33 protein-coding genes and 1 pseudogene are annotated in these 24,997 nt (G+C 36.3%); 20 read left to right on the plus strand and 14 right to left on the minus strand.

The window, feature by feature from the left end; genetic code table 11:
* Positions 1-252: 252 nt before the first annotated feature.
* A complete protein-coding gene (locus tag LG402_RS07930; RefSeq protein ID WP_107337226.1) occupies positions 253-2,517 on the minus strand; it encodes a restriction endonuclease in 2,265 nt (754 codons plus the stop codon).
* Positions 2,518-2,705: 188 nt separating this feature from the next.
* Between LG402_RS07930 and LG402_RS07935 the strand changes: the two are divergent.
* From LG402_RS07935 to LG402_RS07945, 3 genes and pseudogenes are all read left to right on the plus strand, one after another.
* Positions 2,706-2,813, plus strand: a pseudogene (locus tag LG402_RS07935) (arsenate reductase); the annotation flags it as partial.
* 258 nt (positions 2,814-3,071) lie between these two features.
* Positions 3,072-4,028, plus strand: coding sequence for a hypothetical protein (locus tag LG402_RS07940; RefSeq protein ID WP_196574148.1), 957 nt, complete (start codon positions 3,072-3,074; stop codon positions 4,026-4,028).
* A gap of 370 nt (positions 4,029-4,398) precedes the next feature.
* Positions 4,399-4,620 carry an isocitrate/isopropylmalate family dehydrogenase gene (locus LG402_RS07945; RefSeq protein ID WP_319800758.1) on the plus strand — a complete coding sequence of 74 codons (222 nt, stop codon included), beginning with the start codon at positions 4,399-4,401 and terminating at the stop codon, positions 4,618-4,620.
* Between the two features lie 142 nt (positions 4,621-4,762).
* On the opposite strand, the gene LG402_RS07950 is transcribed toward LG402_RS07945, so the two are convergent.
* The 11 genes from LG402_RS07950 to LG402_RS08000 all read right to left on the minus strand — a co-directional run bounded on the left by LG402_RS07950 (position 4,763) and on the right by LG402_RS08000 (position 11,733).
* Positions 4,763-5,896 (minus strand): site-specific integrase, encoded by a 1,134-nt coding sequence (locus LG402_RS07950; RefSeq protein WP_227336752.1) that lies wholly within the window; start codon positions 5,894-5,896, stop codon positions 4,763-4,765.
* A complete protein-coding gene (locus LG402_RS07955) occupies positions 5,871-6,122 on the minus strand; it encodes an excisionase (protein WP_017628380.1) in 252 nt (83 codons plus the stop codon). Before LG402_RS07955 ends, LG402_RS07950 begins: the two co-directional genes overlap by 26 nt.
* A 69-nt stretch (positions 6,123-6,191) precedes the next feature.
* Complete coding sequence (locus LG402_RS07960; protein WP_227336753.1) at positions 6,192-6,701, minus strand: single-stranded DNA-binding protein; 510 nt, start codon at positions 6,699-6,701, stop codon at positions 6,192-6,194.
* The gene (locus LG402_RS07965) at positions 6,701-7,312 is read right to left on the minus strand and encodes an ERF family protein (protein WP_227336754.1); all 612 of its coding nucleotides are present in this window, start codon (positions 7,310-7,312) and stop codon (positions 6,701-6,703) included. Before LG402_RS07965 ends, LG402_RS07960 begins: the two co-directional genes overlap by 1 nt.
* A 1-nt stretch (position 7,313) precedes the next feature.
* A complete protein-coding gene (locus tag LG402_RS07970; protein ID WP_227336755.1) occupies positions 7,314-7,640 on the minus strand; it encodes a hypothetical protein in 327 nt (108 codons plus the stop codon).
* A 305-nt stretch (positions 7,641-7,945) separates the two neighbouring features.
* Positions 7,946-8,176, minus strand: coding sequence for a hypothetical protein (locus LG402_RS07975; RefSeq protein ID WP_004244711.1), 231 nt, complete (start codon positions 8,174-8,176; stop codon positions 7,946-7,948).
* Positions 8,177-8,232: 56 nt separating this feature from the next.
* Positions 8,233-8,682, minus strand: coding sequence for a hypothetical protein (locus LG402_RS07980; protein ID WP_198624216.1), 450 nt, complete (start codon positions 8,680-8,682; stop codon positions 8,233-8,235).
* 127 nt (positions 8,683-8,809) lie between these two features.
* Positions 8,810-9,130: a hypothetical protein gene (locus LG402_RS07985; protein ID WP_198624217.1), complete on the minus strand. Its 321-nt coding sequence runs from the start codon at positions 9,128-9,130 to the stop codon at positions 8,810-8,812.
* A gap of 347 nt (positions 9,131-9,477) precedes the next feature.
* Positions 9,478-10,302: a DUF3037 domain-containing protein gene (locus tag LG402_RS07990; RefSeq protein WP_160230269.1), complete on the minus strand. Its 825-nt coding sequence runs from the start codon at positions 10,300-10,302 to the stop codon at positions 9,478-9,480.
* Positions 10,299-11,042, minus strand: coding sequence for a HipA family kinase (locus tag LG402_RS07995; protein ID WP_160230270.1), 744 nt, complete (start codon positions 11,040-11,042; stop codon positions 10,299-10,301). Before LG402_RS07995 ends, LG402_RS07990 begins: the two co-directional genes overlap by 4 nt.
* Before the next feature lie 40 nt (positions 11,043-11,082).
* The gene (locus LG402_RS08000) at positions 11,083-11,733 is read right to left on the minus strand and encodes a helix-turn-helix transcriptional regulator (RefSeq protein ID WP_160230271.1); all 651 of its coding nucleotides are present in this window, start codon (positions 11,731-11,733) and stop codon (positions 11,083-11,085) included.
* Between the two features lie 96 nt (positions 11,734-11,829).
* On the opposite strand from LG402_RS08000, the gene LG402_RS08005 reads away from it, so the two are divergent.
* From LG402_RS08005 to LG402_RS08030, 6 genes are all read left to right on the plus strand, one after another.
* Positions 11,830-12,057, plus strand: coding sequence for a transcriptional regulator (locus LG402_RS08005; RefSeq protein WP_227336756.1), 228 nt, complete (start codon positions 11,830-11,832; stop codon positions 12,055-12,057).
* 142 nt (positions 12,058-12,199) lie between these two features.
* A complete protein-coding gene (locus tag LG402_RS08010) occupies positions 12,200-12,547 on the plus strand; it encodes a hypothetical protein (RefSeq protein ID WP_004247478.1) in 348 nt (115 codons plus the stop codon).
* 95 nt (positions 12,548-12,642) lie between these two features.
* Positions 12,643-12,816 carry a hypothetical protein gene (locus LG402_RS08015; protein ID WP_198624219.1) on the plus strand — a complete coding sequence of 58 codons (174 nt, stop codon included), beginning with the start codon at positions 12,643-12,645 and terminating at the stop codon, positions 12,814-12,816.
* Positions 12,813-13,139: a helix-turn-helix domain-containing protein gene (locus LG402_RS08020; RefSeq protein WP_227336757.1), complete on the plus strand. Its 327-nt coding sequence runs from the start codon at positions 12,813-12,815 to the stop codon at positions 13,137-13,139. The genes LG402_RS08015 and LG402_RS08020 overlap by 4 nt, the downstream gene beginning before the upstream one ends.
* Before the next feature lie 140 nt (positions 13,140-13,279).
* On the plus strand, positions 13,280-13,537 hold the full coding sequence (locus LG402_RS08025; RefSeq protein WP_227336758.1) for a hypothetical protein: 258 nt from the start codon (positions 13,280-13,282) through the stop codon (positions 13,535-13,537).
* Positions 13,537-14,922: a replicative DNA helicase gene (locus tag LG402_RS08030; protein ID WP_227336950.1), complete on the plus strand. Its 1,386-nt coding sequence runs from the start codon at positions 13,537-13,539 to the stop codon at positions 14,920-14,922. Before LG402_RS08025 ends, LG402_RS08030 begins: the two co-directional genes overlap by 1 nt.
* A gap of 225 nt (positions 14,923-15,147) precedes the next feature.
* Here LG402_RS08030 and LG402_RS08035 read toward each other — a convergent pair whose 3' ends face one another.
* Positions 15,148-15,813 carry a DUF4145 domain-containing protein gene (locus LG402_RS08035; protein WP_211823856.1) on the minus strand — a complete coding sequence of 222 codons (666 nt, stop codon included), beginning with the start codon at positions 15,811-15,813 and terminating at the stop codon, positions 15,148-15,150.
* 338 nt (positions 15,814-16,151) lie between these two features.
* On the opposite strand from LG402_RS08035, the gene LG402_RS08040 reads away from it, so the two are divergent.
* The 3 genes from LG402_RS08040 to LG402_RS08055 all read left to right on the plus strand — a co-directional run bounded on the left by LG402_RS08040 (position 16,152) and on the right by LG402_RS08055 (position 17,893).
* Entirely contained in the window at positions 16,152-16,550 is a 399-nt protein-coding gene (locus LG402_RS08040; RefSeq protein WP_049219743.1) for an antiterminator Q family protein, read from the plus strand.
* 340 nt (positions 16,551-16,890) lie between these two features.
* Entirely contained in the window at positions 16,891-17,103 is a 213-nt protein-coding gene (gene cspA, locus LG402_RS08045) for an RNA chaperone/antiterminator CspA (RefSeq protein WP_006537195.1), read from the plus strand.
* A gap of 331 nt (positions 17,104-17,434) precedes the next feature.
* Complete coding sequence (locus tag LG402_RS08055) at positions 17,435-17,893, plus strand: Hsp20 family protein (protein ID WP_109394206.1); 459 nt, start codon at positions 17,435-17,437, stop codon at positions 17,891-17,893.
* Between the two features lie 302 nt (positions 17,894-18,195).
* Here LG402_RS08055 and LG402_RS08060 read toward each other — a convergent pair whose 3' ends face one another.
* Complete coding sequence (locus LG402_RS08060; protein ID WP_227336759.1) at positions 18,196-20,592, minus strand: AAA family ATPase; 2,397 nt, start codon at positions 20,590-20,592, stop codon at positions 18,196-18,198.
* Positions 20,593-21,210: 618 nt separating this feature from the next.
* Between LG402_RS08060 and LG402_RS08065 the strand changes: the two genes are divergently transcribed.
* The 8 genes from LG402_RS08065 (at position 21,211) to LG402_RS08100 (ending at position 24,849) form a co-directional block, all read left to right on the plus strand.
* Positions 21,211-21,447 carry a hypothetical protein gene (locus LG402_RS08065; protein ID WP_227336760.1) on the plus strand — a complete coding sequence of 79 codons (237 nt, stop codon included), beginning with the start codon at positions 21,211-21,213 and terminating at the stop codon, positions 21,445-21,447.
* A 30-nt stretch (positions 21,448-21,477) separates the two neighbouring features.
* The gene (locus LG402_RS08070) at positions 21,478-21,633 is read left to right on the plus strand and encodes a hypothetical protein (protein ID WP_227336761.1); all 156 of its coding nucleotides are present in this window, start codon (positions 21,478-21,480) and stop codon (positions 21,631-21,633) included.
* A 65-nt stretch (positions 21,634-21,698) separates the two neighbouring features.
* Complete coding sequence (locus LG402_RS08075) at positions 21,699-21,968, plus strand: phage holin family protein (RefSeq protein ID WP_227336762.1); 270 nt, start codon at positions 21,699-21,701, stop codon at positions 21,966-21,968.
* The gene (locus tag LG402_RS08080; protein ID WP_227336763.1) at positions 21,968-22,438 is read left to right on the plus strand and encodes a lysozyme; all 471 of its coding nucleotides are present in this window, start codon (positions 21,968-21,970) and stop codon (positions 22,436-22,438) included. The genes LG402_RS08075 and LG402_RS08080 overlap by 1 nt, the downstream gene beginning before the upstream one ends.
* Positions 22,420-22,578, plus strand: a complete 159-nt coding sequence (locus tag LG402_RS08085; RefSeq protein WP_004244729.1) for a hypothetical protein — start codon at positions 22,420-22,422, stop codon at positions 22,576-22,578. Before LG402_RS08080 ends, LG402_RS08085 begins: the two co-directional genes overlap by 19 nt.
* 2 nt (positions 22,579-22,580) lie before the next feature.
* The gene (locus LG402_RS08090) at positions 22,581-23,042 is read left to right on the plus strand and encodes a lysis protein (RefSeq protein WP_227336764.1); all 462 of its coding nucleotides are present in this window, start codon (positions 22,581-22,583) and stop codon (positions 23,040-23,042) included.
* 107 nt (positions 23,043-23,149) lie between these two features.
* Positions 23,150-24,022, plus strand: coding sequence for a hypothetical protein (locus LG402_RS08095; protein ID WP_166541426.1), 873 nt, complete (start codon positions 23,150-23,152; stop codon positions 24,020-24,022).
* A 287-nt stretch (positions 24,023-24,309) separates the two neighbouring features.
* Positions 24,310-24,849 carry a BRO family protein gene (locus LG402_RS08100; RefSeq protein WP_227336765.1) on the plus strand — a complete coding sequence of 180 codons (540 nt, stop codon included), beginning with the start codon at positions 24,310-24,312 and terminating at the stop codon, positions 24,847-24,849.
* Positions 24,850-24,997: the final 148 nt, after the last annotated feature.

A 24,997-nucleotide genomic window follows, 5' to 3' on the forward strand; every position in this document is an offset into this window, starting at 1 on the left:
CAACAGGGGGGGAGTTGTAGCAGGACTATGAAAGAGACATTGTGGATTTTTTGTGTGATCCAAATGGGGCTTTTGGAAAAGGGAGTTGATGATGGAGCACCACAATGAAATTTTTTGAAAAATCAATTTTGAACTATTCAGGTGTGCATTCTGATGTATCAATAACAAACCACCAGATTGGCCTCCGGCAGTTTGCGCATTTATGCAATAATATTTTTCATGTGTAGCCAAAATAGTGAGTTATGAAATTAGCTAATGTTTTTGAAATAAATCGTTTATATAGCTTTCGCTATGTTCTTTTTCATCTCTGCGACTATAGAAGAGCTCTCTTTCATCGTCATCATAATCATAAAAGTCAGAGAGGTGTGCAGATGCATCGACTTTACTATACATATATTCAATTTCATTGTCCTCAAAGGGAAGATCGTATTCATTAATTAAATCATGTAGCATGTCATATGCAATGTCATCAGCTTTAGATCTTTCGTCATAATCTAATGATTGGATTTTCTCTGTTCCAGATAAATATTCGTCATAATTTTCGTGCCAATATTCTTTGATATGTTCCATTAGTTCTTGAGTAACTTCCTCTTCTTTTATTGTAGGTCGAAGATTTATTAAGTGTGCTAAGGGGAGGTAATCGTCATGGCTGAGAGTATATCTCCAACTAGACCTCATGGCATAATTTATAAAGTCAGAGATGAATTGATCGGAAAATAGACTTGGATTATTTTTTACAGCCCATAACACGCACTCCCCAACTTCGTAATCGTAAGTTAGATATTCTTCTTTAATGTTTAAAAATAAGCTCGGATAGACCATTCTATTTTTATTGGTGGAGATTAAATTGGAATGTATGACCGAATGAAGAAGATGAATTGAGTAATCATTTAAGCATTTAAGATCAACGGCATTGAGTACTGACTCAAGTACTGAAACAAATACATCTGAATTGATTTTCCTATTGCTGTGCAAAGAGAATAAAGTGTTAATTGATTGATTTGTTTTAAGAGCTGAAAAGTAAAGTGAAAGAGAGGTTTCATCAGTAGCATAGCGATTGATGATATAGTCAGACACTGATGGGTTGAATGGTGTCAATCTTATCATTACATTTTTATTTAGTGGTGTTAGACTTCTATTAAGTGTTGATTTTATTGACTCTTTTATGTATTCATCTATTTTATTTACTTTGGAGTAAAAGTTATTTTTATATTTGATATTGAAAACGCGTTTTAATGCATTTTTACAATCCTGTTCTTCAATGTTATTAGCATTAAAAACAACCAAGCAAACTAGATCAAGGACTTCCTCACGTGTTTGATTATTGAAACAGTGCGACCAGATCATTTCAGGATTGTCTAATGAATTTTCGATATATGACCAAAAATTCGAACTATCGATTCCTGATATTCTATCGCTATCTGTAATAAACGATATAAGCCGTGGGTTAAAGTTTGGATGATGTATTATTTTCCAATAATTACGATTATCATAAAAAGTATCAATGTACTCCTGCGATAATGAACTATGCCAAACATGATTGTAAAGTATATCAGCCTTTTCTATATCACTAAGATCTGATACATTTATCTCAAGTTCTTTTTTTTCAATTTTTTCTATATTAAATAAATCACTGAGATTTTTAGCTCTGTTTAATATATTGGTTCTTGACGTTAAAATCATCTTTTTGTTTTTGTCGGTAATGATTTTTTTAATAAACTGAACAATTTTAGAATCAGAGTTTCTAGTGAAAATTTCTAAAAGAGTAGCGCCGAGAAAATCATCAAAATAGAAAAATTGCTTTCTCTCTTTAAAATATATAGATTCTATTTCCGAAATTGATCCTTCAATGTGGTAAATTTCATAGCCGCGATTACAATGCATAAGCATCACTTGTTTTGCAAGAGTGGTTTTACCAACGCCAGGTAAACCAGTTATAATTACAACTTTATTTTCATCTAAAATCTCTAACGCTTTTTTTAATTGCTTGGTTTCGATGAATTTGTATGATTCTTTCCTAGCATCTTCAATCAGGAAGTTACTATTTTGAATCGCAGCATTATTTAGTACACTCATTAAAAAATTTGTACTGGAAAGCCAAAGTTTGTAATGGTTCCGTTCTATATCGGGGTAAAGTGTTAAAAGATCATTTAGATGCTCAGGACCAATGATGTCATTATTGCTTAGAATGTAAGGATTAAATAAATCGAAGATTTCTTTTTTATTAGCAGGGGATAAACCAACGCTTGTGATGAAAATGTATCGATTAGGTTTTAAGTTTTCAACTTTTGCAACTTCTTCGCTTTTAAGTTTACTTAATAATCCACTATAACCAGTTTTAACATAGTGTTTAACTTGGATTATTACTTCGCCAGAGTGATAAAAACGACCATCAATTCCACCATCTTTTCCTGATTTAAAACGCTCAATAAGTATATTTTCTCTCTTGCTTAAGAGGTCTGTAGCTAGTCTTTCAAACTCTTCATTATTGAGTGCTCTGAAATCATAGTTTGTCATTGGAGTTCTTAATAATCGACTGAAAATGATAGCAATGTTACATGGTGTAAAAATCAAAAAAAAGTGGAATGATGATAGATTGTTATATTTATAGAGTTCATAAGGATTAAATTGTGATTTAGTGCAAAATTGCACGATTTTTCAAGGTAACTAAAAGATGTGTCGCGTCGTATATGGCGTAGTTTTTCCGTCCTTCAGAAATATTGCTGGATATTCTAACGGAAGCTCAGAAAGGAGCGTTTACCAAAGAGGATGGTGAGAAGGTCATTGACGAAACGGGGAAGCGGGTTAAGTAATCTGCTTGCCCACTTCAGAATATCGGACGTCTGTTTACACTATGTGGGCGTTCGGTTTTCGCTCCTTTCGGAATAATAACCCATAATCAAATCTCTACATCACAGGAGATTTATTTAATTATTTTTAAGTCATCATGACATAATTTAGTTGTAGATAACAGATTGAAAGAAGTTGAAAAAGTATCTATATCTTATACGAATAGCTTTTAGTAAAATGATGTATCCCTAACAAAAACCATATATTTCAAATGAGTTATCATGAATATTATTACTATTTATAATTATGAACCGTTTTATGGGTTTTACTTATCAACTGAACAGTATCAACAATGTCATGGCACTGGACTACCTGCAAATAGTACTGATATCCCTCCATCTATACTTATTTGTACAGAAGGTTATATACCAGTATTCAAAATGGGCAAATGGGTTATTGAAAAAGATAAGTTTTGGAGACCAGTTTATAAAGAGGTCACTTATAACTCGACATTACCTTCGGGCAGCTACGAACCAATCCAAATATCCTTAATATCAGGTGATTTTCCTACATATCCAAATTTACCACAAATTTGCAATAGTAATTTGGTATGCATGCTGATAGGTCAAAAAGTGAGAGCTGCACAAGCGAAATATCAAGAAGCTTGTGATTATTATTATTCGATAGTAAATACCAATGAATTACTCCATATCCCTGTTGATGGTCCAAAAGAAAGTTTGTCAAAATTTTGTACGACTCCAACAGCAATATACCAATATCATTTTCTTGTTGAAGAAATGGTCATGTATATGCGTAGTGCTATAGACAACTTAGTTCAGCTTACATATGTACTTACAAACTTTGAGGAATACATAGAAACGATGAAAGTTAAACTAGATAAAATTGGTAGACTTGGAACAATTGAAGAGGCTATCACTGATCTAGAAAAAATTTTCATTGGTGACAATGGAATATATAAAAGTGACCCTAGCTCTGTGAGTTTTTTATGGGTTATTAATCAGTTATCTAATAGTATGAAACACTCGATGATGCACGCGGAAGTATACAACCAGCTAGGCAATGACCGTCCAACTATAGTTTCCTATTATGCAGATTATAATGACCATAAACGAGTAATTATGCATCATCTACATGACCTAGAACAAATGATGTTAGGCTTTCAAAGAACAGTGTTACGCATTTTGGAAAATCAAAAAACTTATGTAACACAATTATAATTAACACCTAAAAAAGCACAGTCAATCATTAGCTATCACCTAAATAAGCCACATTGGATAGAACTTCTCGGCTTACAGTTGAACAATGTTAGTATCCATACAACAAAAATTGACTCATATAGTACTAGACGTGAGAACAAAGACAGCTTCCGCTATTCTCTCAAAACTGACAATCAGATTTGAGTTATTACTAATATGAATTATTATAATTAAATATTGACTTTCTATTGTTTAATATAACTAATAGATTTGAATGTTTTATATCAAGCTTGATAAGCCCTCAATTATTTAAAATATCTTCCCCAAAATATCTCCAAACTAAACTAAAAATCAACCAGTTACATATAAACCAAGATCACATAAAAAACAAATTACTACCCAAATAATTATTATTTATTTAATAAGTTATCTAATTATTATGGGTATAATGTTACGCCACATGGGTTGGACAGAAGCAGCTGACTTAATCATTAAAGGTATGGAAGGGGCGATTGCTGCTAAGACTGTAACTTATGATTTCGAACGTCAGTTAGAAGGTGCTAAACTGCTGAAATGTAGCGAGTTTGGTGACGCGATTATCAAACATATGTAATTGTTGATTTGATAAATAGTTAACGGGAGCTTATTAGTTCCCGTTTATTTTTTGTACTATAAAATTCTTCCCCAAAATATCCCCAAAATATCCCCAAAATATCCCCAAAATATCCCCAAAACTCTTCCCCAAAACTGCTCAATTAAACAGCAATAATTTGCCATTCTTTGCCTCTATCGTCGTGGTATTTATCAGTCATATTTTGTGTTTTATGCCCTAATAATTTTTGTGTATTAATTCCTTGTTCTCGATAAAGTCGCTCAGATAAAGATCGCTGTTCATGGAAAGTCGGTGCCGTACCTTTTTCCCAACTTAACCCACATTTATCTCGTGCTTTTTTAAATGTTGTGGTTAATGTATTTGGTGTGACTTGTTCGCCTCGTTTTGCTTGTGCGGTGGTATGCCGATAATGTACTAGATATTTACTTACAACAGCATCACGACATTGAGCAACGACATCCCTTAAAGAGAGATTGATAGCCTCACATTTTAGCGAGAGAGGGATGGCCAACTTACTGCCCGTTTTCTCTTGCTGTATATGTAACATGTCATCCCAAATATCAGAGAATTTCATTTTACAGATATCACCGATCCGCTGACCTGTGGTTAAGGCGAGCAACATTCCACATTGCAGATAAGGAGGATGATTTTTAGCTTGCTGGTAAATAGTGCGCCATTCGTCCAATGTCATGCGTTCTCTTTTCACTCTGTTCCGTGGTTGTTTCGTTGCTTTCGCAGGATTGTAACCAGGCGGAACATAGCCAGCATGTTGAGCTTCTTTAAATACATCAATAAGCACCATGCGAACGACCTGAGCCATTCTTGAATGTCCTAATACTTTGACTGAATCTATTATTTCAGCAATATCTAAAGCGGTTATCTCTTTTAATATTTTCGTACCACAATACTGACGGAATAAATTAATAGGTTTCATCTTTTGTCGATAAGAATTAATTTTTAATTCACCGATATCTAATCTTTCTTTTTGAATATCTAAATATTTATCTATCCATATATCGACAGATATTTCAGACTTGTTTGTCTTAATTTTTGATAACCGTTCATTAATACTTAATAACTGTCGAGTATGTTGTTCAGCAATAATTGTATTGGCTTGAATGGCGGTTTCTCTCGCTTCTTGCTCGTCGGTGCCTAAGCTATGAAATTTACCGGTGATGGGATGTTTATATTGCCAATAAATTTTGCCGTTACGTTTATCTAGCTTTCGATATAGATTAGGGATAATAATTTTATGGGTTCGTGGTCGGGCAGCCATCTGTAATTATCCTCTTAAGTCGTTCCGTTGATTTAGTAGGAATTTGAGGGAGAGACAGATAACCCACATAACGAGCCTCTCTATCAACCATCCACTTGCGACCAACTTTCATTGCAGGTGGTGCAATAAGGTTATTCTTTGCGTATTTTTGTAATACCGTCATGCAAGGAGAGGCATCTCCAAACTCCAACCTTGCCCACGCTTCAAGAGTCACCATTCTTGACATATTTTCTCTCCACGTTATTTATACTCAGTTTAAATAAATATTAATTAGCGTAATCCGTTAAGCAGTATTTTAAATAATATGAATAGCGATACGAGGATAAGGTAATCCAATCGGCGCAAAAGGAATATCATCATCAAAGTCCATTGGAGGTTCATTATGTTTAGGAGATTTTTGTGGGCTCCATTCGTGTTGATGAGGTGATGGTTGTGATTTCTGGCTACCTGCCTGATTGTTGTTACCTAAAATTTGCATTGAGCCATTAATATTCACTACAACTTCCGTGCTGTATCTGTCTTGTCCATTTTGATCTTGCCATTTACGTGTTTGTAATTGGCCTTCGATATAGACTTGTGAACCTTTACGCATATATTCTCCAGCGATTTCGGCAAGTTTTCCGAATATCACAACTCTATGCCATTCAACACGTTCCTTGGTTTCACCTGATTGTTTATCTTTCCATGAATCGCTGGTGGCTAATGTAATATTAGTAACTGCATCGCCATTTGGGAGGTAACGCATTTCAGGATCTTGACCTAGATGTCCTATCAATAAGACTTTGTTTACACCTTTACTTGCCATTACATCGCCTCCAATTCTGATTTTCTGATGTTATATACTTCCTTTGCTTTTGATTGTTCAGGCGTTTTCCTGAGTAACTTCCATGTTTCACCAAATTCTTTTTTCAAAATATTGAGATCTGTAATAGCCATTGCTGAATTAGTAAAATCTTTCAATATTTGATCTGGTGTTCTCGGTGCTACATTGTGGGCTTCTGCATCAGCATCGATTGCCGTTTCTTCGGTTGGTATACAAAATGTTTGGAAAGCTGCGTATTTATATGCAATAGACATGGCTTTATTTGTGGCTTTGTCTCCGCTATCCATTGCTTCACCATAAGTCACAACCGTGTGTTTGCTTCCGTCTTCAACAGAAACAAATTCAAACTCAGCTTTCACTACGACATAGAATAACAAGCCACCTCTTTGTGTTTGTCTTTCCGTGACGGTACGTTCAATGATCCGTGGAAGAATAAGCAATCCATGCTTAACTAGAGCAGGAGCGAGGGCATTATATACAGCGTCAATTCCTCTGAACATAAATCCTTGTTGCTGGTTTACACTTCCTTTTTTAATGCCCGTTTCAGCCATTTCTCTAGCAACATTACTAATAGCTTTGTATACAGCAGTCATATTAATCCCCTAAATATTGACCTTGACGGCGATCACTTCCGTAGTAATCGACTTCAAATGTATTACTAGGCGTATATGTCCTTTTTGAATCTCGTTGGGCTTGAATATGCTCAGGAAGAGGAGGGTGATTCTTGGATGCATCTAAATTCATATACCAAAGCGTCATAGCGAGTCGCTGTTCAGCTATGCCAGGCGAATTGTTAGGTATTTCTCCTTCAATAATAGCTATTGCATGAGCGAGAGCTTCTTTGAAATTCCTTTTCGGAGTAGGTGAACTTAGTCGGGGGTATTTATCATTTGGGTATATTTGATTATTAAAATTATTCACAAAAAATTACCTCTATCCATAGAGCCTATTTATTGGGATATTTATTTCGTTGCATACCTTTGCGTTGTATTGATGTTTTATGCCATAAGCCTGTTTTAATGTCTGATTGGCCTTATTCCATCCATGTTCATCTTTGAGGAAATGGGCGATCCCTGCTTGGCTTTGGGCTAAACAAAGTGTGTATTTATCAATGTTCATGTTTACCTTTGGATGTGCAAAATCCTCACTAATTAAGTGATAGTGGTAATGATTGATATATTCTGGTGTTGGCGAAAAAAGATTTAGGCGAGAGGGAAATATTTTTATTAATGTTTAACTTTGTTTACTAAGGTATTTAAAACTGCTTTTTTTAATGCCGTTTTTATCGCATTTTCTCCAATCAAATTATCTGAGAAGTCACTTAACAATATAGCTAATTCAGGGATTTCATCTGAAGCATTTATTTGAGTGTTTACTTCTACTCGATGTGGTTTATTTTCAATGTGATTTAAAGTTAATTTGACGTTAATAACGACAGAAGTATCTTGTTGAGTCATTTTTATTTTCCATTTATGATGTTTTGATAATTAAGATAATAAAAGTTATGGAAATATTACTCTTTAAGTAATTTTTTTAATTCTATAATTTTATCAATAAGTATATTTACCTCAGAGTCAGTAAGGATGTTACTGCTCAAAATTGAAATTTCTTTTTCAATAATTAATATTTCATCATCTATTGAGTTAGCTTTTGGTATCATTTCTAAATATATTTTTTTTACATCTTTATCCAAATCTTCAAATTCCTTTTTAAAGGATTTTATATCCGACAATGTTTTCATATATTGAGGTAATTGTTGTTTGTTAAACTCATTTGATTTGAGTAAACATTTAATATTTTTTATCTCATATTCTATTGGTCGGTTATGCTCTCGTTTCAAACTGAATGCTTCAATTGAGGAATTAAGTTTTGCTAGATTTTCATTGAATGATTCTAATATGGATACAGTGTGTTCTAAAACACTATTGGCACTATTAATTATGTCGAGAATATTTTTTTTCATTATTGAACCACATAGTTAGAATAAAATAGCTTAGATTATAGTATCTCCTTTATGTAAAATATGAGATGAAAGTCAATCATTCAATTAATTTGATATACTGATTATCCAATATAAGGTGGTTTCTAATTTATTTTGCAGTGACACAAAATTTATCCTTTGATTTTTTTGTTCTAACACTCGAAAACATAACTATGTTTGGTAAACAACAGTTATCAGGTGATGATTGATACTTAGGTTCAATATTTCTAGTCACAGGAATGTGGCTTAGTGATAGTGTCTTTTCAACGCGGTTTAATTTTTTAGTTTCTAGTTGAAATATTGAGTCTAGTTGTATCTCAATATCTCTAATTGCAATGGCTTCGACTTTCCGTCTGGCATGACGTCTATTTGCAGAGTTACCACGTAAAAAGTCTGGTTTGCGTGATTTCTTCACTTTTATAGTTGCCATATATCCTCCAAACAGTTGGCTTTAGTGATTGGTGATAAAATAATGAAACACCAATCCGAAAACCTTCTGTGAAGGTTGACGCTTTATCAGCGTCGCCGTTCTGGTAGCTAATACACAGCTCGCCACCATCGTTGTTAAAGAACTTCAACGTGCTGTGTTACGTTGATGTGCTTAGTTTAATAAATACTAAAATTCAGGTCAAGTATTTACTAAACATGATTTAGTTAATAATTAACAACGCTATGAATGTTAAATAAATTTATTTGTGAAAAATCGCAGGTTGTAATGTCGAACATTTATTTCGAGGAGAGAGGTACAAAAAAGCCTTCTCAGAAGGAAGGCTAGAGTCAGGCTAATTTTTGCTTAGCAAACTTAATTGCTGAATCTTTATCTTTAGCTTCAAAGTGAGTTATCTTATATTTATCTAGGGTGTACCTAATTTCATCAATAGCCTTTGACTCTGGGGTTTTTAATTTGACTTTGTGGTCAATAGTGAATAGTACATTATTGAATGTCAGTATTTTCTCATCAACAGCTCGTCTTATTCTGGCTACCCACTTATCACAATGCTCAAGCATTTTGCTTGGCTCAATTTGGTTGAATGCAAGTGGCTTTATGGCACAAAGAATCTCTTTTGCACTTGTCTCTGCTACTAGTGGCATTTCAAAACTAGTGAGCTCTCCCCCTAATCTGATTTTTTTAAATGCGCCTTTTAGCTCGCTGTGAACTTGGAATCTATGTCTTAATTCTGCGGCTAAGATGTCTTCTCTGCGCTCTTTTGTATTGCCTGTTTGTTTAATAAATTTGCTGTATAGCCTATCAAGCTCTTCATTTGCATTGTGAGCCATTAATACACGAACAGGGCTATAACAAAAGATAGACTCACGCTTTTCGGTTAAGTTAAAAAAGAAGTCTCTTAATCCTTCAGCAGAATTAAAGTTAGATGCAATATCTGATGCTACGTTTAATTCATTTTCTATTAATGGTTTAACCACTTTAAAGATAGAGTCATCCCTAAAAAAATTCTGGATTCTAGCATCGTTAGACTTCGTCAAACTAAAATGAAGTTCGTTGGTTTTCGGAGAGCAAATAACCACACCTACATTCGCAAATTCTTCAGTTTCTGCGTATGGAGCATATCTTATAATGCTGTAAAGTAATGGTATTTTCATATTATTGTACTCCTAAACTCACTACTTCTTCCTCTAGCTACGGTATGTAATATATTGTTAGAAATACTATTTTTGGATAACTCATCATCAACCCATTCAGTTGGTATTTCCTCTAGTGCATCATCGCATGAAGAGTTAATACATTCTATTAATTCTTCATTGGATATTGCATCGAACATGTCATATTGCCAACTTCTGTTTTTTGGTGAGAATACATGGAATTCAAACATGTCTATGTTGCAGTTTGGATCAAATGCAAGATTATGGTCTATTAAATAATAGCTTTGTTTTTTTACGTTATAAATAATATTTACATTACCACCAAGTTTGGTAAGTGACCTGTCTGAGTTATTTATCAATCTATCAAATAGGTATATTTCTTTTTGTTTTTGTATGTCAATAAGTTGGTGAGCCAATGTAAATGTAATACTAGCTGAGTCCTCGATAAATTGAGAAGCGAATGCATATCCACAGGAAAGCTTTCCTTTTAGATCAGGAGGTAAAAAATCAACAATGTCACTTGGAACATATACGATAGCAAAATCAGGGATCGGCAAATTGATTTTCTTTGCTATAGCTGATGCCACATATTCATGAATTAATTCTCTTCTTGATACAGATGCATTGCTTTTTATAACGTAAAGATTTCCATCATCACAAGAGCATAAAATAGGTTTTGTAGAGCCAGCGTCCATTTGGCGAATAGCCTCTGTGACTTCTAATTGATTATTATTTTGCATTAATCAAAATCTCGAATTTATCTACACCTAAAACGTGTTGTTAGACTGTTGGGAAAAATGCTTTACCTGTTTTTTCGCAGATATCAATAAACTTGATAGGTTTAACTATAGCTGCGACATAATGAATTGTATCTACTTGATCTGGTGATAACGTTATTGGTTTATGTGAGTTGTTGATACTGGTGAATTGATAGTCTCCATCTCTAGTTTTATTAAAGATTTTTATCATGTTGTGACCATCAATCGTGCGTACAAATACCTCGTCACCTGTCTTTACTGAAGTATTGGGTTCAACGACAACATACTCACCTGATTGAATGCGAGGCCACATGCTGTCACCTTTAACTTTAAGTCCGTATGCATCAACATCATCACTGTATATTTTTAACCATCCACTATGGGCTTCAATCATATCAACAGCACCATCGACACCTAGAAATGCTTCGCCACGTACTTTGACTAAACCTGATGGTATTCTACCTATGAATTCAACCTCATCATCCTGAATATCTTGGGTATCCAGATAACCAATAGGCATCCCATAGTCTCTTTCTAGACGACGAGCTGCCTTCTCTCCAAACGATGATTTACCACTCATCAGTTGAGATATATAGCTTTTCTCTTTAGTGGGCAGGGTTTTACCTTTAAACCACTGTGAGAGTTTTATTTGTCTTAATTTTTTTATTTCCATACCTTTATTTTGATTAGTAATGACTAAACAAGCAAATACTTGACGTTGGGTTTAGTGTTTAATAAACTCCATATTTAAAACTAATGGAGAGTAAATATGGAGTTAAAAAAATATATAGATTCACTTGAGTGGGGTGGTGCTAAAGAATTAGCTGACCAATTAGGTGTTTCGAAGTCTTTCCTTTCTCAAATGGCATCTGGTGTTAGTGCTATTTTTCCTAAACGTTGTGTTGAAATTGAAATAGCAACAAATGGTGCAGTTACACGCAGAGATTTAAGGCCAGACGATTGGTATAAAATTTGGCCTGAATTAGAAACTGTATAGTTTTATTCGCTCTTTAACAATCGCAGTTTTTGACTGCTACGGAGTCGCTGATAAAGCGACAACTCTTCCCCCAATATCAACTCATACGGAATGAGCCACGGATCATTATTGTCCCTTAGTTAACTCATAAGGACTTTAAACAATGGAATGCGCAAATACACGCAAACAATTCAACCAATTTATCTCTAATCACCTAATAGCTTCAGCATTACAAGCATTGAGAAATAAAACTCAGTCTGCCGTGGCTAGAACGTTAGGTGTCCATGATTCAACAATCCTACGTCGAACTGAAAAATATCCTGAAATATGCGAAACGCTTGTCGCATCGGGAATTATTGATTTTGTGATGGAAGGAGAACGAAAAATCTCAGAAGAAGAGTACCGATTTTTGTGGAAACAAATGGGTGAACTTTCTCAAATGAAAATAAAAGAAAACGCCTCGATTGCGGCAACAAACGAGGCGTGTTGTTCAATGGAATTCACCATTTAACGTACAAGTACACTGTATCAATATCCAGTTTTTATCACAAGGGGAAACTTTGGTTTCCCTTTTTTGATACAGCTTTGGAATGGAGAAATTATACCATGAGACAAAGAATAAATCATGAATTTAATGGCTGTGATGAGCATAAAAACATCATGAGAAATAGGCTATTACAAGAAATAACCCCACTGGGTTGTCAGCGTTTAAAGGAAGCACTGAAAGACGCAAAATTAAGGAAAACACATCGGGATAAGTTATTAGGAGAGCGAAAATGAGTATGCTTCTAATGGCAAAAGCCATGCAATTACAGGTGGGGAGTACAGCACAAAAAATGGTGCTACTGAAACTTGCTGATAATGCCAATGATAAAGGCGAGTGTTTTCCTTCTTATGAAACTATTGCACGTCATTGCGAAATTAGCCGTCAAAGTGCGATAAACCACATTAAAAGTCTATGTAAAAAAGGGTTTGTTCGTAAAGTTACGCGAAAAACAGATAAGGGGCATACTTCCAATTTATATATTTTGGATTTGGAGGCTAAATCTCTTGATGAGGGTAGTCAAAATTCTGTACCAGAGGTAGTCAAACGGTTGGACTAGGGGGTAGTCAAAAATTTTTACCCAGAACCAGTCAGTCTTTTAACCAGTCAATTAACCCTAAAAAATTATCGTCTGACGACTCGAAACCTGCAAAGCAGATTTCAATTAATCGGCAAGCTAAAATTCCTTATCAGGAAATCATGCAAGCCTTCAACGAATCAGCAGGGGATAGATTACCCAATGCCGAATCACTGAATGACAAACGCAAAAGAGCAATATCCAAATTCCTGAAAGAACTTAAAGAGCCCACAGTCGAATCAGCTAAAAATTATTTTGATTATTTTATGGAAACAGCGAGTGCTTGGTACTTTGGAGAAAATAACCGGGGTTGGCGAGCGAATTTTGATTATTTACTCAGACCAGAAACGGTACTCAAAACAAGGGAGGGAGCACTGTGATGAACCAAGTTCCGAATAATTTAATGGCGGAACAAAATGTCATTGGAGGACTTCTGCTCGACCCACAAAGTGATAATGCGCAATCAATTTTCTCACTGCTAAAGCCTGAAGATTTTTATGCCCGACACCATCAAATTATCTATCTCACTCTGCGAGAAATGTATACCCAACGTATGCCAATAGACATCATGACGGTGACGGATTATCTGGAGTCAAAAGGGCGAATTAATCAATCAGGTGGTTTTGCCTATCTTGCTGAGATGGCAAGAGAAACACCGAGTATTGCTAACATTATGGCTTATGCGAAAAAAATCCGAGAGTGTTCCGCACAGCGTTTTGTTATCGAAAAGACGGTTGAAATTCAAAAGCTCATGATGGTGCCAAGTGAGTTAAGTTTTACGGATAAAATTGAACAGGCACAACGCTTGCTTGATGAAGCTACGTCGTTTGGAAAAATGGGGAGAAAAACAGGATTACGCCGAATTGATGACGTGTTGGATGATGTTTTTACTGACATTTGTGACCGACAAGATAACCCAGAGAAACATCGAGGATTAAAAACGGGATTTAAAGATTTTGACCGCCTATTAAGCCCAAAACAGATTGTCATAGGCTCACTGTTCGTGATTGGTGCTCGTCCAAAGATGGGGAAAACAACCGTTCTCACTGAAATGGCAAAGAATGTCTCACAACAAGGTAAGCCTGTATTGCTGTTCAGCATGGAAATGACGGATAAACAGCTTGTTGAACGGACACTAGCCCAACAAACCCAAATTAATTCAGATAAATTTTACCAAAAATTAGAAGAGCATGAATGGGATAGGCTTTGCAGTGCCATCGGTCGCCTTAAAGATGAGCCCAATATTTGGGTGGATGATACACCAGGCATGTCCTTACAGCATATACGCTCTGAAAGTCGGAAAATCAAACGCAAAGTCGGTGATATTGGGTTTATTGGTGTCGATTACCTCACTTTGATGCAAGCGGGAAAAGCTGACCGTAATGATATTGCCTATGGTGAAATCACTAAGGGGCTAAAGATATTGGCAAAAGAGCTCAATACGGTGGTTGTGTTGCTTGTACAGTTGAATCGAGGGTTAGAAAACAGGGCAGATAAACGTCCCGTACCGAGTGATTCAAGAGACACAGGACAAATCGAGCAAGATTGTGATTATTGGTTAGGCATTTATCGTGATGCGGTGTACCACAATAATGCGGATGAAACGCTGACCGAAATGATTTTAAGGCTCAATCGACACGGTAAAACAGGCACCGTGTATGTTGATCAACAAGGATTGAGTATTACGCCAGTTGATCAATATATGGCTGCATATCGCGCTCAACCGAAACGAGAGCCTAAAAGGTATTGTGAAAAATCGTTTTAACAGGAAAATGGGTTTTGCACATAGAGTATTTACACGATATTTTTAGCACAGTTTTTTTACTGATGATTTTTTTGAAATATTACGAAACATTAGGATGCCATTATTAGCTGTGATTGTTATTTCTGGCAGTTTAAAAATTAATTATGAGAACTACGGAGTAAGTAATGAAAAGTGAATAAGCCAAGTGTAGTACGGAAACAAATGATTTCATTTCCGCATTTATTGTTATTTAGATGTTTTAGACTCAGAACGTCTTTTTTCTATCATAGCTGGCAGAGTAAATGAATACATCAAAAATACCTCAGTAAAATTCAGTATCTGTTTAGCTTCTTCTTCCGTAATTATTTCGTCAGAGTGAGCAGCTCCATTACCATCCATTCTTACAATATGAGCCCAACTGTTCATTTGTTCAGTTATTTTTCCTTGCTCAAATAGTAAGTTAATACGGTTATTTAAATTACTATTTTTTACCTCTTCACCCATGAGGTATTTTGTTGCAATATCTATAACTTTACGACAATTCATTGTACAAGTTTCATATCTTCCTCGCTGAAAGTCATCTTTTGATTCAATGAAAAATTTAGCCGCGCGCTCAGGGGTGCTATCTGGTGCAATGTGCAGTTCTATTTTAGGTATTATTTCTTCAATTTTATAAGCATATGTATCAGATGGAATCTTTATGTTTAACTGTGCGTGAGCAGAAAAGCTAAGAGGAGGGGGATCTCCAAAAGTATTTACTACGGCTAAACCTACTTTCTGGCAACTTCTACACTTAAAAGTAATGTCTAGTAAAGGAGACTGTTCACTACGACGTATTTCATAAATAGCTATAAGTACAGCCTTTTCACGTAAACAATGAGGACATGTTGTATCAATTGAGAGCATACCCATGAATACATTAACTCCATTTTTAAATGATATTTCAAAAATACTCAACAGCTTAGATAGACTTGAATTTACCTTAATTCAACGTTGTGAAATAGCCTCACTATCGCAAAAGTCAGAATTTGTTGGCTCTTATAGACAAATACATCAAATAATAAAGAAATTTAAGGCTTCGACCCTTCTACTATAGTCTCATGAATCCCGTCATTGGCGGCGCGAAGATTATATCCAGATACGCGATAAATACAGAGAGAAGGTGAGGCAATTAAAACGAGAAAGAGAGATGAAGGTGTAAGTGATTAATCAATAGGTAACAAGGTAACAAATGGTTTGGAGAAGTCTGTATGAGAGATATGCAGGAAGTTTTATCACGTTGGGGTGCGTGGTCAGCTAATGAGGGAAATAGTATCGATTACTCATCAATCGCCGCAGGTTTTAAAGGATTAATTCCAAGTTCAAGACGAAGCCGAGAGCAATGTTCAGATGATGATGGCTTAAAAATCAATAAAGCGGTATTACATTTAAAGGTAAATAATAGTTACTTGTTTCAGTTGGTTATTATGTACTATGTGAAGAATTATCCTTTACGCTCAATGGCTTCAAAACTCGGTATTTCTCATAATGAAGTGGCTAAGCGATTGCAGACAGCGGAAGGATTTATTGAAGGATGTTTATCGGTTGATAACGTAAAATTAGATATGGATAAAATAATTAGAAAACACCATATTTACAGTCTTGCGTAATTACAAAACACAATATATTGTGTTAATGATGGTTTTGATGTTACACCTCTTATCTATTAAAAACCTCGTGAGTATAACGGGGTTGTATTTTTTATAGGTCTACTTAAGCTGATTTACTGCTAAAAAATAAAGTTTGCTATCTGCATTTTTCTATGGCTTAATAGCGTCACTGGTTTGGAAGTACAGACCTATTTATGTTAGTAAGTTTAAAGTTGTTCCCGTTTAGCGTTATCCTCGATACCTCTTCATTGTGAATTCCTTCTAATTAATTCCCATAAGTAAAAATACAAAACAAACCGCATATGCCTTATGGCAAATTAAATAAATTAAAGGAAATTCTATGTCTAATACAATGACTGGTACAGTAAAATGGTTCGATGAAGGTAAAGGTTTTGGTTTTATTACTCCAGCTGATGGCAGCAAAGATGTATTCGTACATTTCTCTGCAATCCAAAGTGATAACTTCAAAACATTAGCTGAAGGCCAACAAGTTTCATTCACCATGGAAAATGGTATGAAAGGCCCAGCAGCAGGCAACGTGGTGGCTCTCTAAAGGCGCTATTACTATTCGCCTCTATTTTAAATGCCCTTGTTGTAGCAGTTCACAATATAGAACATCACAATTTGATGTCACAGTGAACAATCCACACGGCGCAAAATGTATCTTTTGCAAAAGTGTGATGACAGCTCAAATGAGTTAAGCATTAAATAGTTGAATATACAAAACCTCGCTTTGGCGGGGTTTTTTGCTATCTACAATCTCATATTAGTTAAAGATAAAAAATTTAGATTTTAGGGCTTGAAAAATACTTGCTCGTTCATATTTATATTTTGGGTAAATAAGATACCGCCCATAATTCACTAAATACTGAAGGAGGAGTTATATGCCTAACATTAAACCTTTTTCATTATTCCCAACATTATCTGACAACTTACTTTCAAATCGTTTTGATCAGATAGATCGCCTGTTTAGTCAGTTAACAGGCAGTAAGCCTATTGCATCACCTGTACAGACTTATAACCTGAAACAGATTGATGATAACCATTATGAATTGACAGTAAGTGTGCCTGGATATCAAGAAAATGACTTATCGGTTTCATTGAAAGGAAGTCGTTTATTGATTGAAGGGAAAAAAGAAGAAAAATCAGAAGAAGACAATGATAAATGGATCCACCGGGGTATATCTCAAGGACAATTTACATTGCAATTTGATCTCGGTAAAAATGTTAAAATAGACAAAGCCGATTTATCAAGTGGACTTCTGACTATTGCTATCGAGTATGAGTTACCGGAAGAAGAAAAACGGCAAACAATAGCGATAGAAAATAAAGATAAAAGCTAATTGAGTTAGATAACGTGAATAAGATTAAGGCTACGCATGGTGTGTAGCCTTAATTGTTTTTGTGAGGGGTTTAAATTGTATTAGCTCAGACTTGGGGCTCATAGGTAGAATATTATTAGAAATTACAGTCTGGTTTGAGCGAAGAGCGGAAGTTCATTATTCATACCTGTTTTTAGTTCTACACTCCTTTTGAGAATTACGATTTTTCATACATCAGTAAGCACTTTTCGGTAGGCTCGAGAGGCGCATTCCAGATCCAAATGGCGCCTCACTCACCGCAAAAAACTCTTTGTGCCTTTTTTCTAAGGTGTCCTAGGTGGTTCACCTATGCTCTTCAACAGCGCATTGTATTGATGCGGATCTGCCGTATAAATCTTGTCCAATACGTAATTTGCCACCTTGGAAATTTCTGGAATCTCCACAGGTTTGAATCCACGATCTGGGATCGATTCAAGATGTGAAAATTCGTTGTTAAGTCTATTCACAAGAGCTATTGCAGTCGGATCTTCTTCGCCAAAGAATTTCTTGATTCTCTCGAAGGCATCGTTTTTGTCATCTTGATGCGGGAACTTAAAGAATAAAAATGCCTCAAGAAACTTACGGAGGTTGTTGCCGAATCCATAGAATGGTTCATGAGATTCATTCGCTGCACCTTGATTGCGGCACTTGTAGATCTGATGAAATAGGTAGTTGAATTCAGTGATGTAGTCTCGCAGATATGAAGGCATCAATGAAATCTGACTTGCCCCTTCGTTTCTCTCCACGATGAAATGTTGGTATCCACCGTGATTCTTCTCATTAGGAAATGATATTTTCTTTAGATATTTCAAGAAATCTAGGTTGTGGGTGGATATGAAAAGCTGCTTGTAGCGATAGCTGTTTGTTCCGTCTGCATTCTTGATGGGTTTCGCAATCAGGCTTTCAATCAAACTGAACATGAAGAAGATGTGATTCCCGTCTAGGCTGGAAATTGGGTCATCTATATAAATGATCAGATCCTTGCCTTTGCTGTCCGGCTCCTCTAGCTTGGCTATGAAGTAACAGAAAGCAATCAGACTGCATTCGCCTTCACTCAAGTTGTAGGCTGATTTACCATCTCTGGTGATTTCAAACTTAACTGAATTATTCTCAATATTGTCCTTAGCGGCAAGTTTGATGCCATCGTGACCAAAGAAGTGACTAAGCAAGTCATTCACTCGCTTCGCGCCCTTGCGTTCATCCTTCTGTTGGCCCAGTAGGCGGGTCACTTCAGCCTCTTGTTTGATAATTTCGAGTTGTGCCTCGGTAAATACAGTGTTTGCAGTGTCAGAATCTGTTTTGAGACTGGCAATACGCGTTAACTCAGCATCGTAGGTAATGTCTCCAATAAAGGAAGCTACATCGGTAAGTCGAAGAGATTCGCGTGCAATATTTTTATCTTTTCCCAGTGAACTTGTACGGCTGTTATTTCTAGCGATCAGGTCATTGATGTCGCCCACGCATTGCTGAATTGCAATCGGGTCGTGAATGTAGACTGGTATGGCAACCTGCTGAAAAATGGTGTTCTTTCTCTTATCCAATGCAGCCTTCAGAGCTTTGAGATCCTGCATGTAAACTTTCAGGTAATTATCAAGTTTTCTCTTGCTAGCTTCAAATAAGATTTTTTCTTCTGCATAGAACTTATCACCAGTCAAAGCCAAAAAGTTAGGAATGGCTTGGATTTCTGTGGCGATGGAAGACAGGCATGAATCGATACACGACTCCAGATCCGAGGATTCCTTACTAAAGTGAGAGTCTAATACCTGCCAGATGTCATGGGGAAGGCTTTGGCGACAGAAGGCGCAAGTGTCTCGTTTATCTTTATGTAGCGGTATGCCTTGCTTTACCCACGTTTGAAGAGCCGCCTCATTCAACAGTTCCTGAATTGGCAGGGTTGGCTTAATCAATCTTGAAAGGAGTTCTTCAGCTTCCTTGCTTATTGATTCTATGTTGAGGCTTAATGATACGGTATCGGTAATATCAGGTAGGGCCTCTTGCTTCAAGAGGTTGACCTTGGTAGCTTGTTCTTCGGTTGTCAGCGGTATGAAGCTAGGTTTTTTGACAGAGCTAATGTCTCTTTTGATACTGTCTATATTGTAAACAGCAGGGCCGTAGATGCGATTCAGCTTAATCTTACTGTTGGCATGAGAACGAAGTTTGCCTTCCAGAGCATCAGACGCAGTTTTATGAATGCCTTTCGTTCGATCTCGTTCTTTCTTTTTAACTTCAAGTTCATGTCGGAGGCCTGCCTTCGACTCAACACTGCCTAACTTAGTTTGGATTGCGATAATGGCATCTTCGATCTCTTTATTCTTTTCACCAACGATAGCAAACGTCTTGATCTCTCCGTCGCTTTGATTGACCAAAAAGCTTAGGTTATCGCTCACAAAGTCTCGATTGTAGACCCGAACATCGTAGCTATGACCGACAAGGTTTGCCTGTGTTACATCACCGTTATCACCGCGAATAATAAAATTTGGATCCACAAAGTTGTGTGGAATGCGTCCTGTTTCCAAAGCACGGAAAATTCGCGAGAGTGTAGTTTTACCAGAGTAGTTTCGTCCATAGAGAATGTTGAGCCTCTTGAAATTCTGGACATTATTACCTGTATCTTTAAGGCTATTTCTCCAACTAAGTTTTGTGAAACTACCAAAATTATCAATGTCAACCTGACTGAACATGAACACTCCTCTAATGTTGGCTATTAGTTGCCAATTTGCAAATAAACAAATTGTTCATTTAGTTTACTCTAAGATTAAGGAATGTTTGGGCTGGTTATTAATACAGCATAGAACGTATTATATGAAGCGGGGTTCAACATCCATCTAAAGGCCATAAAAAGTTCATAGACATAGCCTAGGGTAATGAAACTGTGTTCTGCTCCGCACAAGCAGATAGAATGGTATCAATATCCACTATTGGCACTGTGTGGACTATCTGATTAGTTTTATCCTTAAATCATAGCAGTATTAGGTTGAATCTGATCACACACATCTAAATTATTAATATGAAACTACCCAACACAAAATAAAAAAATGCCGATACGCTAGGAGTCATATCGGCATATAAAATAAACGCAAGAAGCAATGTAAGTCATGTCGTACTAATTCGTATCAAACTTGTCAATTTGATACATGTGTAATGATAATTATTCTCATTAATATATTCAACCCTAAATTAAATAAGGTTACTTTGTAGCCTTTCCGTCTACGCCAACCACAGAATCAACACCCACTTATACCGTTCACACAAGAGCTGTGAGTCGGCACCTTATTAACTAAAATAAATCGGTAAATGTTATGTCAAAAGAGATAAGCGAATTACAGTTTAGTCTTCACTATGCCTCAGAAACAGATAGTGAAAAGAATACCTCTATCATTTTAACGGCCAATATCCATACGGCTGATGGTGAAACTCAACAACTAACACAATTAATTTGCACGACATCTCCCTCAGGTAAAAAACAGTATCGAATAGGTACACAAAAGATTAATGATGCTGGTGACCCATTGCTGGTGGCAATTGAATCTTATTAGCGCAAAAATACACAAGAGAGTTGTGTTTATTTGTTAGAGAAAGCGAAGCAATTTATTCAAGGGCACTTACAACAAACGAATACATGGATATCTATGTATGGTCTCGTGATTGTTTCTAATGCGTCACTGGAAGAGCAGTTGCCTGAAAGTTTATTAAAGGCGCTTAAAGTATCAATACCCGCCTAATTTTTATCGTTTCACTTTTAACTCTCTCACTCTAATCATTAACGGACACTCCTCTGGGGGTGACTATGCGTATGGAAAAATTAACTAATGTTACTTATGGAACAGCAGGTCTAACGGCCTTTTTTGCCAGTCTTTCGTTATATGAATGGGGATTTGTTATCGGAATGGCGTTTAGCATGCTTCTTGGTTTAGCCACTTATTTTATGACTCGTCGAGAACAGCGAAAACGCACTCAATTATTTGAAGAGCTTGTTCGTCGTGTTGATCCGCAAAACCCGACCGAAACATTAAAAAGACTTGCTGAATTAATGGTGAAAGCGCCAAAGGATATTTAATGTCTCTCAAACAGAAGATAGCTGAGCTAACAACTGCGGGAGCCACAGCAATCGCGTTAGTAGTAATAGCCCATTTTGAAGGTGTGCGTTATGAACCTTATCGTGATGTGGCAGGTGTCTTGACGGTTTGTTATGGGCATACAGGCAAAGACATTATTCAAGGTAAGAGATACACACAACAAGAATGTGATGCGTTATTACAAAACGATTTTATTAAGACACAACAGCAAGTCGATGCATTAATCAAAGTACCACTCGATGACCACACCAAAGCCGCTTTATATTCCTTTGCTTTTAATGTGGGAACAGCCGCATTTTCTCGCTCAACATTACTCAAGAAGCTAAACGCTGGTGATAGAGCGGGTGCCTGTGAAGAAATAAAACGTTGGGTATATGCAGGCGGAAAGGTTTGGCGAGGGCTTGTCAGTCGTCGAGAGGCGGAGTCAGCACTATGTCATGGAAACCTTTAATCATCATTATCAGCTTTATCCTTGCATTACTCATTACAGTCGCTGGTGGCATTTATCTCTTGATTGATAACTCATGTACTAAAGACCAAGTGAGTTTAGAAAAACGCTGTCAGATTGCACTCTCACATCATCGGTACTAATCATGAGATACGGGAAACTCTATGCCGTCATTACGATGGTAGGCATCATTGTGGGTAGTTATTGGGTGATTAACTGGCAAGCTAACAGGATTAATTCACTGACAGATACCAACAAAAAACTGACAGTGGCGCTCGAAGAACAGAAGTCTATTAATACTGATTATCAAGCACGCATAATGCGATTAAATCAGTTGGATATTCAATATACGCAGGAGTTAGCGAATGCCAAGAATGAAATTAGTCGTTTGCGTGATATTAGTGAGCGTCATCCTGAGCGGATGTATATCAAAGCCGAGTGTCCAAAAAGTGAAACCACTCCCGCCACCAGCATGGATGATGGAACCACCGCCCGACCTACTGACACCGCTATCCGAAATTATTGGTTACTCAGAGAGCGAATTGCAGAGTCAGAGCAAGTGATTAAAGGGTTGCAGGATTATATTAGGCAGGAGTGTATCAACTAAAAATAACTCTCCCTATTGAGAGGATTCTTAGATTTATAAAGAATAATTACTGTATATTTATACAGTCAATTAAGACGGAACTTAATTATAAACCTAGGAGATATAATATGACTGATACACAAAATTCTTATAAAGATGAATACACTATTTTATCTGGCACTAATAAGGAAGCTGTATTTACAAAGAATAATCAAAAAATTTACTGTAAAGGCACACAGGCAACGATTATTAGCACAGGCAATGAAGTGGAGTTAGTTGATAATTACAGTGGTGATAACGGACATTTTAAAGAAGATCATGTTGGTGATTCAGATACCTTGCATGGAGATAATTCATTTTTTATTTCTACTGGTAATGATGTAAAAATTAGTGCTGGTAAGAACTCACATTCTTTTGCAACAGGTGATAGAAGTGATATTGATTATAATGAGTGCTCTATAAGTAATAGTGATAATTTATCCGCAAAATATAATTTTGGAAAAGTTTGTGCTGTTATTACTGGTAATGAATCACGGATTTCTTCGCCTGATCATTTAGAAAAAGCAATACTATTATCTACAGGTGATGATAATCAGATCGTTGGTTTTAAAGGAACTAATTCTATTTTAGCCGGTAATAGTAATATTTTTGAGACTGAGTCATTTTCTGATAAGTCGGTGATCAATTATGGGAAAGACTCAAAAATTATTGCTGATGGCGGAGTGTTTATTGATTTAGGTGAAAATACAAAGATCCATACAAGTGGTGAAGCGGTTATTTTTACTAAACCAGGTGCCGAAATAGAAGTGTTCTATCTTCAGGAAGAGGACAATAGCGTAATTATTACAGCATATTTTGACGAAAAAACTTGGTTATCTTCTGAAGATAATGAGGTGAGTCGTATTGTACAAATGTATCATTGTAATATTGATTTTTTTGCAGGAAAAACCTATAAAGTCGGTGAAAAAGGCGAATTAATCGATATCACTCCAACTAAGTAATAATCCAGTCTAAATACCATATAGCCTCGCAATAGCGAGGCTTTTTTATGGATGCAATTCCGCCAATAGGGGGTGATTCCATCTTGACTGCTAGGAACAGACTAGAAGTGGCTTAGCAGTGTATCGCTAAGCTGCGAACTCTACGCATTTCATCGCGCATTCACCGCGCAATAAAAACACTCACAGAACCTTACAGAAAGTCGAACCTGAGAAAAACCGTTAATGGTGTTTTCTGTGGGGCGGTTATTTCTGGTGAACCGGTTCGCTTTTCTATAAGGATTTACACCATGAGCAAATCATTAGTTTTCAAAGGTAACGAAATTACTCCATTTGATAATGGAGACGGGAGGATCTGGTTTAAGAGTAAACACATGGCAGAACTTTTGGAGTATGCCGATGAAAAATCAGTAAACAGGCTCTACAATCGAAATAAAGATGAGTTTAGTCAAGATATGACCCTAGTGGTCACCGTGACCTCTCGCAATAAAAACAATGTGATACAACATAATAGAACTCGTATTTTCTCATCAAGAGGTGCTCATTTGCTTGGTATGTTAGCTGATACCAAAATTGCGAAGGCATTACGAAAATGGTTATTAGATTTAGCAGACAAAGAATCCAAGATGCCTATGATTGTTTCAGGGTACACGATCCGACAGCTTCAAGATATTATCTCTCAAGCAAGAAAGGTATCCGATGATGACTCATCAGATGCAGGATTTAGACTAAGAAAGCGTAGAGATGATCTTCCAATGCTTGAAAAAGCTGAGGCATTTATAAAAGGACTTGGTCAAATTGGCTTTGAATTAGTCGGTGGTGGGAAGTGAGTAGGACATGAGAAGTAGTAAATATTACACTGTTCAAAACTGAGCCAACTGATTTAATTAACATTTAACGATGAATAGGCCCTAGTGGCCTTTTTTATTATATACTACTGAAATAATCAGGTGCGCGAGATGGCTGGAGGAAACTCCC

The organism is Proteus sp. NMG38-2 (assembly GCF_020640995.1).
Lineage (GTDB): Bacteria > Pseudomonadota > Gammaproteobacteria > Enterobacterales > Enterobacteriaceae > Proteus.

Excerpts from the sequence above, each read along its gene's own strand:
- LG402_RS08090 (WP_227336764.1), top strand. The coding sequence starts at position 22,581 with ATGAGATACGGGAAACTCTATGCCGTCATTACGATGGTAGGCATCATT.
- LG402_RS07990 (WP_160230269.1), bottom strand. The coding sequence starts at position 10,302 with ATGAAAATACCATTACTTTACAGCATTATAAGATATGCTCCATACGCA.
- LG402_RS08000 (WP_160230271.1), bottom strand. The coding sequence starts at position 11,733 with ATGGAAATAAAAAAATTAAGACAAATAAAACTCTCACAGTGGTTTAAA.
- LG402_RS08075 (WP_227336762.1), top strand. The coding sequence starts at position 21,699 with ATGCGTATGGAAAAATTAACTAATGTTACTTATGGAACAGCAGGTCTA.
- LG402_RS07975 (WP_004244711.1), bottom strand. The coding sequence starts at position 8,176 with ATGACTCAACAAGATACTTCTGTCGTTATTAACGTCAAATTAACTTTA.
- LG402_RS07960 (WP_227336753.1), bottom strand. The coding sequence starts at position 6,701 with ATGGCAAGTAAAGGTGTAAACAAAGTCTTATTGATAGGACATCTAGGT.
- LG402_RS08095 (WP_166541426.1), top strand. The coding sequence starts at position 23,150 with ATGACTGATACACAAAATTCTTATAAAGATGAATACACTATTTTATCT.
- LG402_RS08035 (WP_211823856.1), bottom strand. The coding sequence starts at position 15,813 with ATGGGTATGCTCTCAATTGATACAACATGTCCTCATTGTTTACGTGAA.
- LG402_RS08015 (WP_198624219.1), top strand. The coding sequence starts at position 12,643 with ATGAGACAAAGAATAAATCATGAATTTAATGGCTGTGATGAGCATAAA.
- LG402_RS07965 (WP_227336754.1), bottom strand. The coding sequence starts at position 7,312 with ATGACTGCTGTATACAAAGCTATTAGTAATGTTGCTAGAGAAATGGCT.
- LG402_RS08085 (WP_004244729.1), top strand. The coding sequence starts at position 22,420 with ATGTCATGGAAACCTTTAATCATCATTATCAGCTTTATCCTTGCATTA.
- LG402_RS08100 (WP_227336765.1), top strand. The coding sequence starts at position 24,310 with ATGAGCAAATCATTAGTTTTCAAAGGTAACGAAATTACTCCATTTGAT.
- LG402_RS08065 (WP_227336760.1), top strand. The coding sequence starts at position 21,211 with ATGTCAAAAGAGATAAGCGAATTACAGTTTAGTCTTCACTATGCCTCA.
- LG402_RS07940 (WP_196574148.1), top strand. The coding sequence starts at position 3,072 with ATGAATATTATTACTATTTATAATTATGAACCGTTTTATGGGTTTTAC.
- LG402_RS08060 (WP_227336759.1), bottom strand. The coding sequence starts at position 20,592 with ATGTTCAGTCAGGTTGACATTGATAATTTTGGTAGTTTCACAAAACTT.
- cspA (WP_006537195.1), top strand. The coding sequence starts at position 16,891 with ATGTCTAATACAATGACTGGTACAGTAAAATGGTTCGATGAAGGTAAA.
- LG402_RS07985 (WP_198624217.1), bottom strand. The coding sequence starts at position 9,130 with ATGGCAACTATAAAAGTGAAGAAATCACGCAAACCAGACTTTTTACGT.
- LG402_RS08020 (WP_227336757.1), top strand. The coding sequence starts at position 12,813 with ATGAGTATGCTTCTAATGGCAAAAGCCATGCAATTACAGGTGGGGAGT.
- LG402_RS08010 (WP_004247478.1), top strand. The coding sequence starts at position 12,200 with ATGGAATGCGCAAATACACGCAAACAATTCAACCAATTTATCTCTAAT.
- LG402_RS07930 (WP_107337226.1), bottom strand. The coding sequence starts at position 2,517 with ATGACAAACTATGATTTCAGAGCACTCAATAATGAAGAGTTTGAAAGA.
- LG402_RS08005 (WP_227336756.1), top strand. The coding sequence starts at position 11,830 with ATGGAGTTAAAAAAATATATAGATTCACTTGAGTGGGGTGGTGCTAAA.
- LG402_RS07995 (WP_160230270.1), bottom strand. The coding sequence starts at position 11,042 with ATGCAAAATAATAATCAATTAGAAGTCACAGAGGCTATTCGCCAAATG.
- LG402_RS08055 (WP_109394206.1), top strand. The coding sequence starts at position 17,435 with ATGCCTAACATTAAACCTTTTTCATTATTCCCAACATTATCTGACAAC.
- LG402_RS08025 (WP_227336758.1), top strand. The coding sequence starts at position 13,280 with ATGCAAGCCTTCAACGAATCAGCAGGGGATAGATTACCCAATGCCGAA.
- LG402_RS07955 (WP_017628380.1), bottom strand. The coding sequence starts at position 6,122 with ATGTCAAGAATGGTGACTCTTGAAGCGTGGGCAAGGTTGGAGTTTGGA.
- LG402_RS07950 (WP_227336752.1), bottom strand. The coding sequence starts at position 5,896 with ATGGCTGCCCGACCACGAACCCATAAAATTATTATCCCTAATCTATAT.
- LG402_RS07980 (WP_198624216.1), bottom strand. The coding sequence starts at position 8,682 with ATGAAAAAAAATATTCTCGACATAATTAATAGTGCCAATAGTGTTTTA.
- LG402_RS08040 (WP_049219743.1), top strand. The coding sequence starts at position 16,152 with ATGAGAGATATGCAGGAAGTTTTATCACGTTGGGGTGCGTGGTCAGCT.
- LG402_RS08080 (WP_227336763.1), top strand. The coding sequence starts at position 21,968 with ATGTCTCTCAAACAGAAGATAGCTGAGCTAACAACTGCGGGAGCCACA.
- LG402_RS08030 (WP_227336950.1), top strand. The coding sequence starts at position 13,537 with ATGAACCAAGTTCCGAATAATTTAATGGCGGAACAAAATGTCATTGGA.